This is a genomic window from Photobacterium sp. J15 (assembly GCF_963870815.1).
GTDB classification, from domain to species: domain Bacteria; phylum Pseudomonadota; class Gammaproteobacteria; order Enterobacterales; family Vibrionaceae; genus Photobacterium; species Photobacterium marinum.
The window spans coordinates 3573699-3591938 of sequence record NZ_CAWMUI010000001.1 but is presented as its reverse complement, the minus strand read 5'-3'; the positions used below and the strand labels follow the sequence as shown (position 1 = coordinate 3591938).

The window sequence follows — 18240 nt, the reverse complement described above, 5'->3', positions numbered from 1 at the left end:
TATCAAGGTTACTAGCATGAATGCAATTTTACCGTTAATCGGGCGTGAGCAGGCACTGTTTGACGTCGATATCACCTCACATGAGCAACAGTTGAAATCCATTGTTTCCAGCTCTCGATTTCTGGTTCTGGGTGGGGCGGGTTCAATTGGGCAAGCAGTAACCAAGGAAATCTTCAAGCGCAACCCGAAAAAGCTGCATGTTGTTGATATTAGTGAAAACAACATGGTAGAGCTGGTTCGCGATATCCGCAGTTCGTTTGGCTACATCGATGGCGACTTTCAGACATTTGCTTTGGATATTGGCTCAATTGAATATGATGCCTTTATTAAGGCTGATGGCCAGTATGACTATGTGCTAAACCTGTCCGCCCTTAAGCATGTCCGCAGTGAAAAAGATCCATATACCCTGATGCGGATGATTGATGTCAATGTATTCAATACCGACAAAACTATCCAGCAGTCGATTGATGCCGGTGTGAAAAAGTACTTCTGTGTGTCGACGGACAAGGCAGCAAATCCGGTGAATATGATGGGTGCCTCTAAGCGCATTATGGAAATGTTCCTGATGCGAAAGAGTGAGCAAATTGCCATTTCGACAGCCCGTTTTGCCAATGTCGCTTTTTCTGATGGCTCATTGCTACACGGTTTTAACCAACGCCTGCAGAAGCACCAGCCGATCGTGGCACCGAATGACATTAAACGTTACTTTGTGACTCCACAGGAATCCGGCGAGCTGTGTCTGATGTCCTGTATCTTCGGTGAGAACCGCGACATCTTTTTCCCTAAGCTAAGTGAATCGCTACACCTGATTTCGTTTGCTGATATTGCGGTGAAGTACCTTAAGCAGCGTGGCATTGAACCGCATCTTTGTGACACAGAGGATGAAGCTCGTGAACTGGTTAAAACCTTGCCAGCCCAAGGTAAGTGGCCATGTCTGTTCACTTCAAGTGATACAACCGGTGAAAAAGACTTCGAGGAATTCTTTACCGAGAAGGAAACACTGGATATGGAGAGCTTCGAAAATCTGGGTGTGATCAAAAATGAAGCCCTGTACAAACCTGAGTTACTGGCTCTGTTTGAACAGCGAATTGGTGAGATGAAAGACAAGCGCGAGTGGAAGAAAGAAGAAATCGTTGAGCTTTTCTTTAAGATGATCCCTGATTTCGGCCATAAAGAAACCGGTAAATACCTAGATAGCAAAATGTAATGGGTAGTCATTAAGCAGGATTTTTTTATGAGCCAGGCAATCGTAGAGTTTGTCCGTGATATCTATAAAACGGATCAGTTTATTCCACTACATGCGCCTACCTTTAACGGTAATGAAATGGCGTATGTGTCTGAAACTATTCAGAGCACTTTTGTATCGAGTGTCGGTAAATTTGTTGACGATTTCGAGCGGAAAATTGAAGCCTATACACACAGCCCGAAAGCGGTCGCTACTGTAAATGGTACGGCGGCGTTGCATGCTGCACTTTATATGGCTGGCGTTGAGCGCGGCGATCTTGTTATTACACAGGCGCTGACGTTTGTTGCAACCTGTAATGCGCTCTATCACATGGGCGCAGAGCCGATTTTTGTCGATGTGTCTAAAGTCAGTCTCGGACTGTGTCCGAAAGCCGTTGAAGCCTACCTGGAGCAGAATGCAGAGCTGAATGAGCGAGGCTGCTGTATTCACAAGCATACAAGTCAGCGTATACGGGCTGTGGTACCGATGCACACCTTTGGTCATCCGGTTGAGCTTGATGAGTTGGTTGACGTGTGTCGTAAATGGAAATTGACTTTGGTTGAGGATGCCGCCGAGAGTCTGGGCTCATTTTATAAGGGTAAGCATACTGGTACGCTGGGCGAATTTGGCGCAGTGAGTTTCAATGGTAATAAGATCATCACTACAGGTGGTGGTGGTATGGTGTTGTGCCGTGATGCAGAGGTCGGTGCCCGTACTAAGCATGTGACAACCACTGCGAAGGTGCCTCACCCGTACGAATTCTTTCATGACGAGCCGGGCTTTAACTACCGTATGCCAAACCTTAATGCGGCATTGGGGTGTGCGCAGATGGAAGTATTGCCTACCTTCCTTGGACAGAAACGTAAACTGGCCCAGCAGTACCAGGATTTCTTTGTTGGGACTGACTTCCAGTTTGTTCAGGAGCCTGAGTATGCGCAGTCGAACTACTGGCTTAACGCTTTGATTTGTCCTGATGCGGATACGCGTGATGAACTACTGAAAGTGACCAATGAAAACGGCGTGATGACACGTCCGATTTGGAAGTTGATGCACCGCTTGCCGATGTTTAAGGATGCAATGCGAGGTGATCTGTCAGTGTCTGAGTGGGTGGAATCGCACTTAGTTAATTTGCCAAGCTCACCGGTAGAGATTTGATATGCAGAATCATTCTATCGACCTGTCACGCGATATTTACTACCAGAAGCCATATTCAGAGCTCTATATTGAGGATGAATGCGAGCTGTTTGATTATGTGTTTAAAGATGGCGATAAGCAGGTTTTGTTTCGCTCAATAAAATGGCCGATCAAAAGTGTTGCAGGTGTGCCAGTCAAAGAAGAGCTTTATGATCTGGAAACACCATATGGTTATGGTGGCCCACTGACAAACAGTGATGATGAAGCGTTTTTACAGCAAGCGTTTGAGTCTTATCGCCGGCATTGTCTTGCTCAGAATATTGTTTGCGAATTTATCAGGTTTCATCCGTTTAATTCCGTGTCGCAGAACAAATCACTGTTTGATTTTATTGCGCAGGAAAGAACCGTAGTGGTGGTGGATCTGGCGGTATCGACAGAGGAGCGCTGGGCCCGGTATTCCAAGACCACGCGCAATATTTTACGCAAAGCCCATAAGAAGTTGCACAAGCATGTCGGTAGCCAGGACCTAGATAAATTTATCCGCCTGTATGAAGAGACGATGGATAAAAATGCCGCGGCAGATTTTTATTATTTCAAGCCGGATTACTTTGAAAAGCTTGCTGCTATTGATGGCGTTGAGTTGGTAGAAGCTATGCTTGATGACGAGGTTGTGTCCTCGGGGTTCTTTATGCATGGCAATGATATTTCCCATTATCATCTTTCTGCGAATAATCAGGCCTATTTGCGGGAGAATGGCAACTACCTGTTACTTGATTATGCCTTTGAGCAAGCCAAGGAAAAAGGTTGTCGCTGGATGATGCTTGGCGGCGGACGAACGTCAGATGAAAATGACAGTTTGTTTAAATTTAAAGCTAAATTTTCGGATCAGAATCTCCCGTTCTATATCGCAGGGATAGACTTTATGCCAGAGATCAGGGCTCGGCTAAATAAGCTATGGCAGGAACAACATCAGAACGAAACTGCCCCAAGGCTATTCCAGCTATATAGGAAGTGAAGAGGGATAATATGAAAAACAGAACATTTATTATTGCTGAAGCAGGTGTAAACCATAACGGCGATATTAATCTTGCGAAAGAATTGATCGATGCTGCACATGAAGCCGGTGTTGATGCGGTGAAATTCCAGACTTGGAAAACCGAACTTCTGGTGACTGAAGATGCCGAAATGGCAGAGTACCAGAAAGAAAATACTCAGCAGGTCGAGTCGCAGTTTCAGATGCTGAAGCGTCTGGAGCTCAGCTATGATGATTTCAGTGAGTTGAAATCATATTGTGACAATAAAGGGATCACTTTCTTATCAACGCCGGATGAAGAGCAAAGTGCGACCTTCCTGGATCAGCTTCAGGAACAGTTCAAAATTGGTTCGGGTGAACTGACGAATACACCGTTCTTGCGTCATATTGCCAGTTTTAAAAAGCCGGTAATTTTATCTACAGGAATGGGTTACTTGTCAGAAGTCGAACACGCCATTTTCACGTTGGAAGAGGCCGGTTTGGCTCGTGATGAAATCACCGTACTTCACGCGACGACAGATTACCCGACAGCACCGGAAGATGTGAATCTCAGTGCGATGGTTACCATTGGCAACGCCTTCCCGGGTATCTGTGTCGGCTATTCAGATCATACGTTGGGGATTGAAGTACCAGTTGCTGCAGTAGCGATGGGCGCAGTGGTTATTGAGAAGCACTTTACGCTGGATAAAACCATGAAGGGCCCGGATCATAGTGCCAGCCTGGAGCCTCAGGAACTGAAAGCGATGGTGCAGGCGATTCGCAATATTGAAGCTGCTTTAGGTAGTGGCTGGAAAGTGCCGACAAAAACGGAAAAAGAAAATCGAAATATTGTTCGCAAGAGTATTGTTGCAGCTTGTGATATTGCCGAAGGCGCTGTGCTGACTCCTGATATGCTGGAAATAAAGCGTCCGGGCTCAGGGATCTCGCCAACTCGCTGGGATGAAGTCGTTAATAGTGTTGCGAAAAAAGCTTATGCGAAAGGAGAATTGATCTGATGCGTAAGATCTGTGTCGTAACAGCTACAAGGGCGGAGTACGGGCTATTGAAGTGCTTGTTGGATGACATTTCCAATGAGCCGACGCTGGCACTACAGCTGCTTGTGACTGGTTCCCACCTGTCGCCGGAGTTTGGTTATACCGTGGAGCAGATCCAGGGAGATGGCCACAAAATTGACAAAAAAATCGAAATTCTACTTTCTTCTGATTCGCCGGTTGGCGTTAGTAAAAGCATGGGACTGGCTCAGATCAGCTTTGCTGAAGCATTTGATGAGCTAAAACCGGATGTGGTGTTGGTGCTGGGCGATCGCTATGAACTGATACCTATAGTGTCTGCTGCCAATATCGCCCGCATCCCTGTTGCTCACCTGAATGGTGGTGAACTGACGGAAGGTGCTATTGATGAGCTGATCCGTCACGGTATCACCAAATTGTCTCAGCTTCATTTCACCGCGATTGATGAGTATGCCCGTCGTGTTATCCAGATGGGTGAACACCCGAGCCGGGTATTTAATGTCGGTGAGGTTGGTCTGGATAATATTTGTCGCATGAAGCTGATGAGTCAGGAAGAGTTTGAAACTTCGATTGATTGCAAAATGGCGGCTAAAAACTTACTGATCACTTATCACCCGGAAACGACAGAATCGGTTGATCAGATAGAAGAAGATTTCAGCCAGATCTTGGCTGCATTGGATCAATGTGAAGATACTTTATTGATCTTTACTAAGGCCAATGCAGATGTCGGCGGACGTACAATCAACCAAATGATTGATAAATATGTTGAAGCAAATAAAGAAAAAGCGATTGCATTTACGTCTTTAGGCCAGTTGAGATACTTATCTGCGTTGCAGTATATCGATGCCGTAGTGGGTAATTCTTCCAGCGGTATTGTGGAAGCGCCATCATTTAAAGTGGCGACAATTAATATTGGTGATCGTCAAAAAGGCCGCATCCGTTCCGAAAGTGTAATCGATGTTGCTGTTGATAAGCAGCAGGTGATCTCGGCACTGGAAACAATTTACCAGCCGGACTTTCAGGCGAAACTGGGTAGTGTTGTTAACCCGTATGGTCAGGGCAACAGTTCCCAGCAGGTGGTTGATGTACTTAAGTCTGTCGAGCTGAAGCAGCTGCGCTCAAAGCCTTTCTATGATGTGGAATTTTAATTATGTTTCATATCGGGGGAGAACAGGAGCTACGCGATAAACACTTCTTTAGTGAAGTCACCAATTCCGGTCGTTCTTCGTTACGTTTGATTATTGAAAACGCTGGTTTGGCCGAAAAGCATATCTTGGTGCCGAACTTTTTATGTGAAGTGATACTTGATGTTCTCAAAGAGTATCGAATAACGTATTCATTTTATGAAGTTGATGAGACGCTAAACTATCAGATGCCAGCAAACATCAATGAGTATGATGCGGTGTATTTCATCAACTATTTTGGGTTTAAGTTACCTTCACTTAAGCGGGCGTTAACGTTATGCACCCAACCGGTGATTGTCGACGATGTTTTTTCACCATACCCGTCGGTAGTCTCAGAGAGTGTTAATAGTTGGTATTCATTCAACAGTCTGCGTAAAATTTCACCCGTGGCTGATTTTAGCTTAGTGTATAGCAGTCAGCCGATTAAGAAAGCTAGAGTTCGCTGTCTTGATGACTTTGCGGCGGACAAATATCAGGCGAAACAGCTGAAGTCTCGTTTTCTTCAAAGTGGTGAAGGAGATGAAAGTGAGTACCTAAACCTATTTTCATCGGCGGAGAGTTTGCTTGATGACAGTGTTGGTATCTTTGAACCAAGCAGTCGCTCGGTAATCGAAGCGATTGAATTCTACGCGGGGCTAGAAACCGAAAGGTTAGCCAGAAAGGCCAATTTTGATTTGGCAAAGTCACTGTTGCCTGCTGATATTTCACTGGGTTTGAATTCAGATTTTTATTCTTATTTGCCCATTCTGATCGAGGGCAGAAATGATGTCAGACGTCAGTTAATGGATTCAAATGTTTTTCTGGCAATCCACTGGCCGGATATTGATGGTGTGGAAAATGTGCTGAGTGGCCGAATACTTTCGTTGCCTCTGGACTCACGTTATTCCGTAGAAGAGATTAAACAGCTGTGTATCCAAATAAAACAAGTATTAAAACAACCTGGTATTCATAGCTAATGTTTTAAAGGTTTAATATGAAAAATAGCTGGCAAAAAATTATTATTTCACAGCAGGCTACTATACGTGATGCCTTGAAAGTTATTGATAGCCAGGCTCTGGGCATTGCATTAATTGCCGATGAAAATAACACCCTTATGGGGACCATCACTGATGGCGATATTCGTCGAGGTTTGCTGAGTAGTCTCAATATGGATGATGCTGCTATTCAAGTGATGAATCCTAATCCGATCGTCGTCGAGCCTAATGCCGAGAAAGAGAAATTGATCCACCTGATGGAATCAAAAAGCATTTTTGCGTTGCCGGTTGTTAATAATGGTGTGATTGAAGGGCTGTACACCCTACATGAATTGCTGCACAGACCTCAATATGATAACCCGATATTCCTGATGGCAGGAGGGTTCGGTACCCGCTTGAGACCTTTGACTGATGAATGTCCGAAGCCATTGTTGAAGGTGGGCAATAAGCCAATATTAGAGATCACGCTGCAACGATTCATTGATGCCGGATTCAAAAACTTTTATATCTCTACCCATTACTTACCTGAAATGATCCGGGCATACTTTGGTGATGGTAGTAACTGGGGAGTCAATATCCAGTATGTTCATGAGGATAATCCGTTAGGAACCGGCGGGGCTTTAGGTCTGCTGCCTGAAGATATTCCTCAGTTGCCGCTCATCATGATTAATGGCGATATCTTGACTAATATGGACTTCTCTAAGCTGTTGGAATTCCATAATAATGAAAATGCAGACGCCACTATGTGTGTTCGTGAGTATGATTACCAGATCCCGTATGGTGTCATCTATGGTGAAGGCCACCGCATCAGAAGTATGGTAGAAAAGCCTGTTCAGCGCTTCCATATCAATGCCGGTATATATGTGGTGAATCCTGAAATTTATAACTCGGTAGAGAAAGATACCAGAATTGACATGCCAACCTTGTTGGAAAATAAAATAGCTAAGGATAAGAGTGTGTTGATGTTCCCAGTACATGAGTACTGGCTGGATATTGGTCAGATGGATGATTACCACCGAGCGCAGCAGGATATCATCTCATTAGAGTTAGATTAATGAACAGAATATTAGCTATCATTCCGGCCAGGGGCGGAAGTAAAAGGTTACCCCGGAAAAATGTCTTGCCTCTTGCTGGTAAGCCGCTTATTCAGTGGGCGATTGATGCAGCTAAAGAAGTGGCTTCCATTGATACTGTGATGGTGTCAACGGATTGCCCGGAGATTGCCGAAATATCGAAGCAGTGCGGTGCTGAAGTACCTTACCTGCGCTCGGCAGAGCTATCGAGTGATACGGCAAGTAGTATTGATGTGGTACTTGATGTCATCAGACACTATGAGTCTCAGGGGCAGGTTTTCGATTCTATTTTGTTGCTTCAGCCGACTTCTCCTTTACGTACAGCTGCAGATATTGAAAAAGCGGTAGCCTTGATGGCCGAAAAGGATGCAAACGGAGTTGTCTCGGTGACGGAATGTGAGCATTCACCGTTGTGGTGTAATACCTTACCAGATGATCTTGGTATGGATAACTTCATTCCTGAAGAGTTGACGGCTACGCGAAGCCAGGATTTACCGACGTATTACCGACTAAACGGAGCTGTGTATCTGGTCAAAACTAACGTTGTTAAGAAGGAATCAACTCTGTTCCCTAAGCAGAAATCTTTCGCGTTAGTCATGGATAACAATCACTCTGTTGATATTGATAATGAGCTGGACTTCAGGCTAGCAGAGATGATTAAAGCCTCTAAAGTTGATTAGAAGCCGTTAGTATTAGCTTAATAGTAAAGAGAAAGACCGTGCACCAGGGGTAATTGGGCACGGTCTTTTTGTTATGAATTAAATTGGCTATTAACATTCATGGTGCCAACGGTTTTATGGCCTGTATTGAATGTATGGTTCTGGGGAACCATTTACTTTCAGTTGATTTGCGACAGTTCGATTTTTTCCCGAATAATACGTTGCAGCTCATCGTGATTATTTTGCCATGACAGCATGATCGGCTCGGAATTGCTGATTTGGTTTGCATCAAGCAGCTCGACTTTATTGCAGATATGCTCAAATCCCAGGCCAGCAGATGAACTAATCGAGATAATATTCACTTTATTGTCATAGCTTAATAACAGCAGCTCCAGAGGAAGTTTTGATGGTGCTAGCTGAATATTCGGGTATCTTTTCTGGTAGCTCTTCGGGTCTTCTGCTGGGTGGGTTTTCAAAACGATCGTGGCACCAGTTTCATTTAGCCGGGAGATCATTTCATCATAGATTCTGAAATGGATATCTGCGTCTAATACTTCTTTATGGAATACCGGTTGCGTGGCAATAATAAATGCATTGCTGTCACTGTGCTGCTGCGACTGGTAGCCGAAGAATTTGTTTAGGTAGCCAATATTTTCTGATTTTGTGATAAAGTCTATTTGTCTTGCTTTGTGCCGGATTTCAGTTGGAATCGCGTTCGGTGTTACAGCATAGATAGCCTTGCAACGGCGACTTTCGCCAAATAGTTGGTAGGTTACTGTTTTTCCTTGAAGTAATCGAATAAGCCACTTTGATCTCGAGACGTTTTTCTTCGTGTAGTTGGCCATCCCGTCTTCGATCATTTGATATTCAGGCACTAATAGCCTGAATAACCGCGACATCTTGTTTCTTTCGTTGAAGACAAATAGTTCAAGTACTTCGTTGTTTATCGTTGTTTTTAATTCAGGAAACAGGCTGCTAAGTAAGCGGGTGAACTGTTTTTTGCCTGCTTCAGGAAGATAAACATTGCGCATCGCAAGGAAGCGAAAGAGCTTACCTTGCAATGAGTGACTGAGTTTTTTACCTACTGTTTTGCGACTTAACAAAGATACCGTTATGTGTTCAGGCAATGCTGTTAAGTCGAAACTGTCTTTATCGATCTCCTGATAGTCGTAAAAGAAGATGATATGGCTGGGTACTTGCTTTTCATATGTCGCTTTCAGCAGGCTAAATAGCAGGTGGCGTACCGTTGAGCAAATATAGACATTCATGATGTGTTCTCGGTTTAGCTATTGCTGGCAGTTACCAGCTTGTAGCGATTCAAAAAATGCCAGATGTTTTTTAACGGTTTGCTGAGCATTGAATTCGGTATTCAGCTTATGCTTAGCCGCTTGGCTGAACTCTGCGATTTTTTCCCTGTCATTAATCAGCTTGTTCATTGCTTCCGCCAGAGCTTTGGCATCTCCGGTTTGAACTATGTAGCCTGTTTTACCGTCATCGACCAACTCTGGTGAGCCACCTGTTGTGGTAACAACCGAAGTGGTACCGTTAGCCATTGCCTCAATAATGGTACGGGGTAAGCCTTCGCCGCTGATCGATGGCTGAATCTGGAAGTCTGCCATCGCCATGATGGAAGGAACATCTTTGCGGTGACCAACCAGGTGGATACGTTCCGCCATCGGGCTGTTTTTTATCTCTTCCAGATGAGGTTCATAGCCGCTACCAACTAAAATAAGGTGGAAGTCAGGGTTATTAATATAGTGTGTAGCTTGCGCCAGAATGGAAATACCTTTACTCGGACGAACATGTGCGGCGCAAATACCGATAATATGTTTGTCATTCAGGCCAAATTCCTCGCGTGAAGTTGGTGGAACTAGATACCAGTCGAGTTGGTGGCCTTTGTAAATGGTTTTTATTTGATCTGGCTTTTTCCAGACTCGCTTGATCACATCCTGGCGGACAGCTTCCGATACACAAACAATGCCGTCCACGCGAGGGTGGAGATGAGTCAGGTATGCACTTGGATCGTGACGGTATAAACCACCAGTGGTTCCTCGGTAAGTGATTAATTTTGCCTTGGTGCCAATGCAGGCAAAAGCCGCATTGGGAATCGTCTTGGAGTTAAAGGCATAGCAGACATCATAATCACCGCCTTTTAGTTCTTTGTGCAGAGTACGAATGGTCTTGCAGCAAATTTTTCCACTCGGGTAGCAGTCGATGACTTTTACGCCCTGATCACGGAAGCGCTTGACATACTCGGCATCCCCCTGGGTTGCAACAGTCACTTTATGGCCTTGGTTAACCATTTCAATAAACATTTCAGCTTCAGGGCGTACACTGTTCCAGGCATGGTGATAGGAGCTGGCAATGAGTATTTTCATGATGAACTTCTCGCTGGTGAAATGCATGCGGCTAGTAAAATTAATGTCATAACAGAGTAAAATATGATCCCTGAAGTATGGTTAAAATATGCTTGAGTCAGGCAATAGCCAATCATCATTACGATACTGACAGTTCCGCATTGGCATAAAGTTTGTGTTGTTGCTGATTCACATCGTTGTCGATGCTTTTCAAATATTTTGAGAGGAATATAGAAAAAGGCTAATAACGGGATTAAGCCGATGAGCCCCATAACAGACATGCTTTCTAAAAATTGGTTGTGTGAATGATAAGGTAGTCTAGAAATGCGCGGGTTAATTAAACCTTCTTTTCCATGCCTCTTTCTTGCTTCAAGTCGACCTTCCTCTCCGTGTCCTACTATAGGGCTTTCAGCAAAGGAGTAGATGGCACTTTTCCATAAATCAAGGCGGATACCGACAGAGGTATATTTATTATTTGTTTGGTATGCCTGAATGTTTGCAATCGATTTATTTATGCGGCCACTGACACTGTTATTGCCCCAGGATATTGCACTAAAGCATGTGAAACCAATTAATACAGCAAAAAGTACTTTTTTTGTGAACAGATCTCGGTTCACATACAGCAGATATACAAATGTTAGTGGTATTAGGAGCCACCCACCTCGAGAGCCGGATAAGATGCTGGCTGTAATGCCCATTCCTGTAGCAATGATTGCTAGGCCTAAGAGAAGCCATTGCTTTTTTCGTAAAAAATATAAACTAATACATAAGCTAAGCATTGCCAGTGTTGCTGCCATATTGCCACTTTGAATCTGCATATAACCATCAATCCAGGCCGGGCCAAGAGCCCCATCAAATGCCCTTTTACCTGGAAATGTTACGGCAAAATAGGCGCCAACGAGGCCTGTAACTATAGAACCGCAAAGAATCCCGGTACTAAGCCATGAAAACTTAGGAGGGTAACGTAGTAGTGCCAAGAAAATTGGTAAGGCTAATACAGCTCTGCTGGGCTGATCTAAATTTGAAAGCTCTCCACCTGTAATAATGGTAGAGACAACAAAGCTTAGGAAGTATGTTGAAAAAGCGATGATGGCTAGTCGGGCATCACTGGTGACCCATTTTGTTTCGTATGTAATCAAACATGGCAGTGAGGCCAGAAGTAATAAGATAGCAGCATAGTTATAGCCTTTGCCAAAAGCGATGCAGAGTGCAGGGAATAATGCTGCTGCAGATATTACAGCAATATGACGGTAATTCATTGTTTATCTTTTTACTTCTTGTACGGGTTTAAGGTGCCATCTGGCCGGGTTTTCAGTAGACGTAAAATCCACATATATTGCTCAGGACTATTGCTTAGAAACTCCTCAAGGCATGCGTTCATCATGCGAGCATTTTGTTCCTCTGTCTCCAGTGGGAATGGGTCTAGTGGTGGTTTGATTTCTATTTCATATTGACCAGTTTCAAGGTTATAGCTTGCACACAGCGGAAGGACGCTTGCTTTGCTCAACTTTGATAGTCTTCCCAATCCTGACATCGTTGCTTTTGTTGCTGCGAAGAAGTCAACGAAGACACTATGCTCAGGGCCAAGATCTTCATCGGGCAGATAGTATCCCAGATAGCCTTCTTTGATTGAGCGAATGAAAGGTTTGATACCGCTTCTGCGCTCATACAGCCTGCCGCCATATTGTACACGCTGTTTGTGCATTAACCAGTCGGTCACGTCATTCTTTTGCTTCTTGGCCATGCCGACGACGGGTAAGCCACGAGATGCTAACAATACTGCCGGTACATCTATTGCCCAGGTATGTGGTACCAGCAAGATTGTGTTTTGACCGGAGTGACGCTGAGCTGTTAAGTGTTCTTCACCTTTTATCACCGTATTCTGCTCCAGCCATTTTCGGCTTCGTGTTGACATGGCGGCAAACCCCATCAGGTAAGTGCCTGCGGTGATTAAGCTTTGTTTTAATAATGCTTCGCGCTCTTCATCGGATTTTTCCGGAAAGCACATAGCAAGGTTAACTCTGGCCCGAATATTGGCTTTGCTTTTGCGCTTCATGATTAAACCAGCAAAAACAGTTGCTAACGCAAGGCGGACACGATGTGGTAGTAAGCTGAACAAGGCTGCAAAGCCGACGGCTAACCAAGTTCCCCAAAATTTAGGATGTAAAAATGACCACTTAAAGTGTGGGTGATAGGCTTGTGGATCGAAGTGGTCTTTCATTAAATGACATTCACTATTTTGATTAACTATTTTCAAGGTGTTAAGTCAGTTTGTTTCGTTGCTTGCTCTGTATTTTTGTCTTATGAGTATGATTCACATAGGTATGTGGTGCTGAACTCATATGGATGATACATCTAGTATTAAAAATCAATCAGGTGGTTTTTTGTATTTTTTAGTAAGTTACCAGTATTGCTTACCTACCTGAGTCAATTCCCGGATTTTTGTCATCAAGACATTGGACTACGGCCGCATAAGTGCCACCGTGATGAATCTTCTTTATGATAACATTACACTATTGCCATCGGGCGACGGAAGTGAGAAGCGAATGAAGACCCGCGATAGAATTATTCTGGCAGCACTGGAGCTTTTTAACGAAAGCGGTGAGCCTAACATTACCACGAACCATATTGCCGCTCATTTAGGGATAAGCCCCGGCAATCTGTATTATCATTTTCGAAATAAAGAAGAGATTATACACAGTATTTTTGATGAATACGCCCGCGATTTGAGTATTCGTTTTCAGCCACAGGCAGAAGTTAACGTAACTGCTGATAATTTATTGGGATATCTTGATGGTGTCTTTATGCTGATGTGGCGCTATCGATTTTTCTATGCCAATTTGCCGGATATCTTGCGCCGGGATTCGGAGTTGCAGCAAAAATATCTGGCTGCTCAGGAGCAGTTGCATAGTAATATCATGGCGATGATGAACAGCTTTCGTGCCAGCGGTTTGCTGGATCTTGATGATAAAGAGCTGCTCAGCCTGGCCAATACCCTTAAGTTAGTTGCTTCCAGCTGGATTTGTTACCAGACCACCCAGGCAGTTGGTGCCAAGATTACTAAGGGCGTGATCTATCAGGGGGTATTACAGATGCTGAGCATCGTTCGCCCGCTGACAACAGCCAAGGGCAAAGAGCAGGTTATGCAGCTGGAATCTCACTACTGTGAGCAGGTACAGCGAGATATTTAAAGGCTGAGATCTTGAATCGCCGAGCCTTGATGTCCTAACGGTATAAGGAAGAGATGCGTACCAGCTGAATATCTTGTTCGGCCAGTGTTGGCAGCAGTTTTTCTAAGGTCGCCAGTGTTTCAGGATAGGGATGGCCGATGGCGATGGCAAATCCGTTTCTTTTGGCTCGCTTGATAGCCAGTCTTAGCTGCTGGCTGACAAATTCCCGGGTGCGGAAGTGGTCAAGGAAAACATGACGGCGCAATGCCGGTACGCCGTGTTGCTTTGCCTGGTGCAGGGCAACAGATTTTGCCGTGGTACGGCTATCAAGAAAGTTTATTCCCTGGTGCTCTAGTACCTCCATCACCCAATCCATTGCTTTGGGGTTTTGAGTCAGGGCACTGCCCATGTGGTTGTTCATGGCGATAGCATTGGGTACTCGGCTCAGGGCATGGCGCAGGGTCTGTTGCAGTTCTGCCTGCGACATCGCATCTGTGAGGGTCGTGAGTTCTAGCGGGGCTGCTTTCAGCGGCTGCATCGGCATGTGGAGCAGGGTGTCGCGCCGTTCTTGCTTCGCTTGGTAGGCGGTTTCCAGGTCGAAAGGGGTGTCAGGCAGAATAGAGATACTTACTTCAGGCGGAAGGTCAGACAGTGCCGCCGGCATCGACTGGTAACCCAGATCATCGATCACAATGGCTAGTCTTGCTGCCTGTAGGTTGCCAGAGAGCAGTAATCCGATCAGCACGCTGAGTCCGATTGCGATCCGTCGCATTAAATTCTGTCCTTATAAAACGTTACTTAAATTTGAGTTGCAAATCTTAGTTATTTCGTCAGCCAGCTTACCGGATTTGTCGGTGAGCCTTTGCGGCGAATTTCAAAATACAGAGCGGATTGATCCTGGCCGCCACTGTCACCCACTAGAGCGATGGCATCGTTGGCCTGAACCGTATCTCCGACTTTTTTCAACAGCGTCTGGTTGTAGCCGTAAAAACTCATATCGCCTTTACCGTGGTCGATAACCAGCATCAGGCCGTAGCCACGAAGCCAATCTGCAAAGACAATTTTACCAGGGTAAACGGCTTTAACTTGGCTGCCAGCTGATTTGCTGATCACCATGCCTTTCCAACGCAGTTCGCCCTGTTGTGAACTGCCGTATTTATGCAAGACTTTGCCTTTGACTGGCCACGGCAGTTTGCCTTTACGTTTGGCCAGGCCATCCATCGGTACACGGCGCGCAGCTTCAGCGGCGGCTTTAGCCTTGGCTATTTCGTCAACCAGCCTCTTTTCATTGGTCTTCAGCTCAGTCAGGTACTGAGTATCGGACTTAAGTTGAGTTTTGATTGTGTGTACCGTTTTCTTGCGCTTGCGTTGTTCGGCTTCAAGCTTGCTTTTTTCTGTTTTTAGTTCAGCCAGTGTGTTTTTTTGCTGTTGTTTTTGCTGTTTCAGCTGATGTTGCTTGAGTTGCAGTTCTGTGGTGGTAACCGCAAGCTCATCAAGAGCACGGACGCGGGCCGCACTGAGTCGTTCGGCATAAACAGACATCCGGTCAAGTTCAGTACTGTCTTCACCGCTGAGTAAACTGGCCAGTTGGCTGTTTTTACCTTGTCGGTAATGATTATTAAGGAGTTCCTTGAGCATTTCCTGCTGGCCAACTTGCTGTTGATGAAGTTGTTGCAGTTGTCCGTGGAGTTGGCGGATTGATGACTCAAGGGTAGAGAGTTCGCCTTCAGCAGCGTGGATTTTTCTGGCCGCAGCAGCAATTGCAAGTTCTTGCTGTTTTAGCGATTTCTGGAGCGACGTGATTTTTTTCTGCTTGCTGCTGAGTTGGGATTGCTGGCGAGATATTTCTTGTTTTACACCTTCGAGCTGGTTCTGGTTGGCAGCAAGGCTTGGTAAGGAAATAACCAGGCATAACAAAGCGCCAGTGCATAATGCACTGGCGCGGAGAGTTTGGTTTAGGTATTTGATCATATCCCGCATGGGATTGATTATTTCAGATCAAACAGCACCTGACCAGTCATCTCTGAAGGGATTTCGATATCTGACAACGCCAGCATAGTTGGTGCTAGATCAGACAGTTTACCGCCTTCTTTCAGAGTTAGTGATTTGTTACCTACGTAAACCAGTGGTACCGGCAGGTTAGTGTGTGCCGTGTGGATGCCGCCAGTTTCAGGGTTAACCATCATTTCTGCGTTACCGTGGTCTGCAGTGATCAGCATCTGGCCGTCAACTTCACGGATAGCTTCAACCACTTGGCCAATGCAGCCGTCCAGTGCTTCACAAGCTTGAATGGCAGCATCGTAAACACCTGTGTGGCCAACCATGTCGCCATTCGGGTAGTTACAGATGATAGTGTCGAACTCACCGCTCTTGATAGCTGCAACCAGCTTCTCAGTCAGTTCTGGTGCGCTCATCTCTGGCTGAAGGTCGTAAGTGGCTACTTTCGGAGAAGCAACCAGTGAGCGAGACTCGCCGTCAAATTCATTTTCAACACCGCCGTTGAAGAAGAAAGTAACGTGTGCATATTTCTCTGTTTCAGAGATACGCAGCTGTTTCTTACCTTTCTTAGACAGCCACTCACCCAGAGTGTTGTCTAGGCTTGCTGGCGGGAATGCGATTGGCAGTTTGATGTCTGCTGCGTACTGAGTCAGCATTACGAAATCAGCCAGCGCCGGGAACTGAGCACGTTCGAAGCCTGCAAAATCAGTTTCGAAAGCACGAGTGATTTGACGGGCACGGTCAGCACGGTAGTTCATGAAGATCACAGCATCGCCATCTTCAATAGCCGCAACGTCCTGGCCTTCAGCACGGATTTCAGTTGCTTTAACGAATTCGTCGTTTTCGTCACGAGCGTAAGCCGCTTCCAGACCAGCAACTGCAGATTCAGCGCTGAACTCAGCTTTAGCCGCTGTTAGCAGATCGTATGCAACTTCGACGCGGTCCCAGTTGTTGTCACGGTCCATAGCGTAGTAACGGCCGACCAGTGAAGCAACACGACCTTTGCCCAGCTCAGCGAAGATTGCATCGAAACGCTCAAGAGAGGCTTTTGCGCTGCGAGGTGGGGTATCACGGCCATCCAGGAAGCAGTGCAGGTAAATCTTTTCTGCACCACGCTTAGCTGCCATTTCTACAGCTGCTGCAATGTGGTCTTCATGGCTGTGTACGCCGCCTGGTGACATCAGACCCATGATGTGAACAGCTTTGCCTGCTTTGATTGCTTTGTCCATCGCAGCTGCCAGTGCTTCGTTCTCGAAGAAGTCGCCGTCAGCGATAGATTTAGTGATGCGAGTCAGGTCCTGATAAACAACACGGCCAGCGCCGATGTTAGTATGGCCAACCTCAGAGTTACCCATCTGGCCTTCCGGCAGACCAACATCCATGCCTGAAGCAGAGATCAGGGTGTTGGCTTCATTTGCCATCAGAGCGTCCATCACAGGCGTCTTGGCGTTAGCAATTGCGTTGTTAGCGTTGTCTTCGCGGTAACCCCAACCATCCAGGATAACCAGAGCCAGTGGCTTCTTAGCAGACATATGCTGTCCTCTCGTAAAGTTAGAAATCTGAGTTTAATTTAGACCAATTACATTAAACATCTGATGAAAGTTGAAATATCTAACGTAATTCGTCTGGTTTATGTGTAATTTTACTACAACTTATGCCAAAAACTGTAGGGTAAGATCAAACAATGCTGTAAATAGATTGTTATCTTCCAACGAGAAATATAATCATTTCCACGTTTTAGTTTAAGTCTCTGGGGACATTTTTTTGCAATTTCATTGTAAACCTGGAGTAAGTCGCCGTTGTTTAAGGCATATACTAATATCGCCGGGATCAAGTGAGCCATGGCGCGTAATTGCTGACTCTGGCTGTACAACAAGATCGACACGGGTATACTCAGGTTCCTTTTAGGTGGAGTTTGGCCCTGAATCCCAGGTGTCTGATACTAGGAAAAATAGAGCGAAAATCATGCAGCAATACATCGACTTTGTTACAAGTAATCCCATTTTATCTTTGGTATGGGTTGGTTTGGTGGTAGCCGTAATTGCTTCTTATGTGAAGCAGAAGGCGGCGGGCTATGCTGTTGTGGACCCGAACCAGGCTGTCAGCATGGTAAACCGTGAAGAGGGTGTGTTTGTCGATATCCGTAGCCGTGACGAATACCGGCAGGGCCATATTGCGGGTGCGCTTCACATTTTGCCTAGCCAAATTAAAGAACAAAACTTCTCAGAGCTTGAAAAGCATAAAACTGCCCCAATCATTGTGGTATGCAAGACGGGCCAGACCGCGCAAGAGTCTGCAGGCCTGTTACATAAAGCCGGCTTTGAGAATGTTAATTTACTGAAAGATGGCCTGATTTCCTGGAATGAAGCCAATCTGCCCCTGGTACGCAGTAAATCAAACAAAGGTAAGAAGTAACTTCTTGC

General features: G+C 45.4%; 17 protein-coding genes. 10 read left to right on the top strand and 7 right to left on the bottom strand.

Going from position 1 to position 18240, the window contains the following annotated elements:
- The first annotated feature begins 16 nt into the window (after positions 1–16).
- The 8 genes from AACQ93_RS16130 to AACQ93_RS16095 are packed head-to-tail and all read left to right on the top strand — an operon-like array spanning position 17 to position 8313.
- Positions 17–1207, top strand: a complete 1191-nt coding sequence (locus tag AACQ93_RS16130) for a UDP-N-acetylglucosamine 4,6-dehydratase (protein ID WP_064606226.1) — start codon at positions 17–19, stop codon at positions 1205–1207.
- A 27-nt stretch (positions 1208–1234) separates the two neighbouring features.
- Positions 1235–2380, top strand: coding sequence for a LegC family aminotransferase (locus AACQ93_RS16125; protein WP_064606222.1), 1146 nt, complete (start codon positions 1235–1237; stop codon positions 2378–2380).
- A gap of 1 nt (position 2381) precedes the next feature.
- The gene (locus AACQ93_RS16120; protein ID WP_064606220.1) at positions 2382–3374 is read left to right on the top strand and encodes a GNAT family N-acetyltransferase; all 993 of its coding nucleotides are present in this window, start codon (positions 2382–2384) and stop codon (positions 3372–3374) included.
- Positions 3375–3385: 11 nt separating this feature from the next.
- Positions 3386–4387 (top strand): N-acetylneuraminate synthase, encoded by a 1002-nt coding sequence (gene neuB, locus AACQ93_RS16115; protein ID WP_064606218.1) that lies wholly within the window; start codon positions 3386–3388, stop codon positions 4385–4387.
- Positions 4387–5550 carry a UDP-N-acetylglucosamine 2-epimerase gene (gene neuC / locus AACQ93_RS16110; RefSeq protein ID WP_064606216.1) on the top strand — a complete coding sequence of 388 codons (1164 nt, stop codon included), beginning with the start codon at positions 4387–4389 and terminating at the stop codon, positions 5548–5550. Before neuB ends, neuC begins: the two co-directional genes overlap by 1 nt.
- A 2-nt stretch (positions 5551–5552) precedes the next feature.
- Positions 5553–6542 (top strand): hypothetical protein, encoded by a 990-nt coding sequence (locus AACQ93_RS16105; RefSeq protein WP_064606215.1) that lies wholly within the window; start codon positions 5553–5555, stop codon positions 6540–6542.
- A gap of 17 nt (positions 6543–6559) precedes the next feature.
- Positions 6560–7615: a nucleotidyltransferase family protein gene (locus tag AACQ93_RS16100; RefSeq protein WP_064606214.1), complete on the top strand. Its 1056-nt coding sequence runs from the start codon at positions 6560–6562 to the stop codon at positions 7613–7615.
- Positions 7615–8313 carry an acylneuraminate cytidylyltransferase family protein gene (locus tag AACQ93_RS16095; RefSeq protein ID WP_064606213.1) on the top strand — a complete coding sequence of 233 codons (699 nt, stop codon included), beginning with the start codon at positions 7615–7617 and terminating at the stop codon, positions 8311–8313. Before AACQ93_RS16100 ends, AACQ93_RS16095 begins: the two co-directional genes overlap by 1 nt.
- Before the next feature lie 158 nt (positions 8314–8471).
- Here AACQ93_RS16095 and AACQ93_RS16090 read toward each other — a convergent pair whose 3' ends face one another.
- The 4 genes from AACQ93_RS16090 to lpxM are packed head-to-tail and all read right to left on the bottom strand — an operon-like array spanning position 8472 to position 12870.
- The gene (locus tag AACQ93_RS16090; RefSeq protein WP_064606211.1) at positions 8472–9560 is read right to left on the bottom strand and encodes a glycosyltransferase family 52; all 1089 of its coding nucleotides are present in this window, start codon (positions 9558–9560) and stop codon (positions 8472–8474) included.
- A gap of 18 nt (positions 9561–9578) precedes the next feature.
- Positions 9579–10670: a glycosyltransferase family 4 protein gene (locus AACQ93_RS16085; RefSeq protein ID WP_064606209.1), complete on the bottom strand. Its 1092-nt coding sequence runs from the start codon at positions 10668–10670 to the stop codon at positions 9579–9581.
- Positions 10667–11908, bottom strand: coding sequence for an O-antigen ligase family protein (locus tag AACQ93_RS16080; RefSeq protein ID WP_064606207.1), 1242 nt, complete (start codon positions 11906–11908; stop codon positions 10667–10669). The genes AACQ93_RS16085 and AACQ93_RS16080 overlap by 4 nt, the downstream gene beginning before the upstream one ends.
- Before the next feature lie 11 nt (positions 11909–11919).
- Positions 11920–12870, bottom strand: a complete 951-nt coding sequence (gene lpxM, locus AACQ93_RS16075; protein ID WP_064606205.1) for a lauroyl-Kdo(2)-lipid IV(A) myristoyltransferase — start codon at positions 12868–12870, stop codon at positions 11920–11922.
- 325 nt (positions 12871–13195) lie between these two features.
- Here lpxM and AACQ93_RS16070 point away from each other — a divergent pair, with 325 nt between their 5' ends.
- Positions 13196–13840, top strand: a complete 645-nt coding sequence (locus AACQ93_RS16070; protein ID WP_064606203.1) for a TetR/AcrR family transcriptional regulator — start codon at positions 13196–13198, stop codon at positions 13838–13840.
- 34 nt (positions 13841–13874) lie between these two features.
- Here AACQ93_RS16070 and AACQ93_RS16065 read toward each other — a convergent pair whose 3' ends face one another.
- From AACQ93_RS16065 to gpmM, 3 genes are read right to left on the bottom strand one after another with little or no spacing between them, the layout of a single operon-like run.
- Positions 13875–14591: a divergent polysaccharide deacetylase family protein gene (locus AACQ93_RS16065; RefSeq protein WP_064606202.1), complete on the bottom strand. Its 717-nt coding sequence runs from the start codon at positions 14589–14591 to the stop codon at positions 13875–13877.
- A gap of 50 nt (positions 14592–14641) precedes the next feature.
- Positions 14642–15790 (bottom strand): peptidoglycan DD-metalloendopeptidase family protein, encoded by a 1149-nt coding sequence (locus AACQ93_RS16060; RefSeq protein WP_064606763.1) that lies wholly within the window; start codon positions 15788–15790, stop codon positions 14642–14644.
- Between the two features lie 17 nt (positions 15791–15807).
- On the bottom strand, positions 15808–17349 hold the full coding sequence (gpmM, locus tag AACQ93_RS16055) for a 2,3-bisphosphoglycerate-independent phosphoglycerate mutase (protein WP_064606200.1): 1542 nt from the start codon (positions 17347–17349) through the stop codon (positions 15808–15810).
- Between the two features lie 433 nt (positions 17350–17782).
- Between gpmM and AACQ93_RS16050 the strand changes: the two genes are divergently transcribed.
- A complete protein-coding gene (locus tag AACQ93_RS16050; RefSeq protein WP_007469392.1) occupies positions 17783–18232 on the top strand; it encodes a rhodanese-like domain-containing protein in 450 nt (149 codons plus the stop codon).
- Positions 18233–18240: the final 8 nt, after the last annotated feature.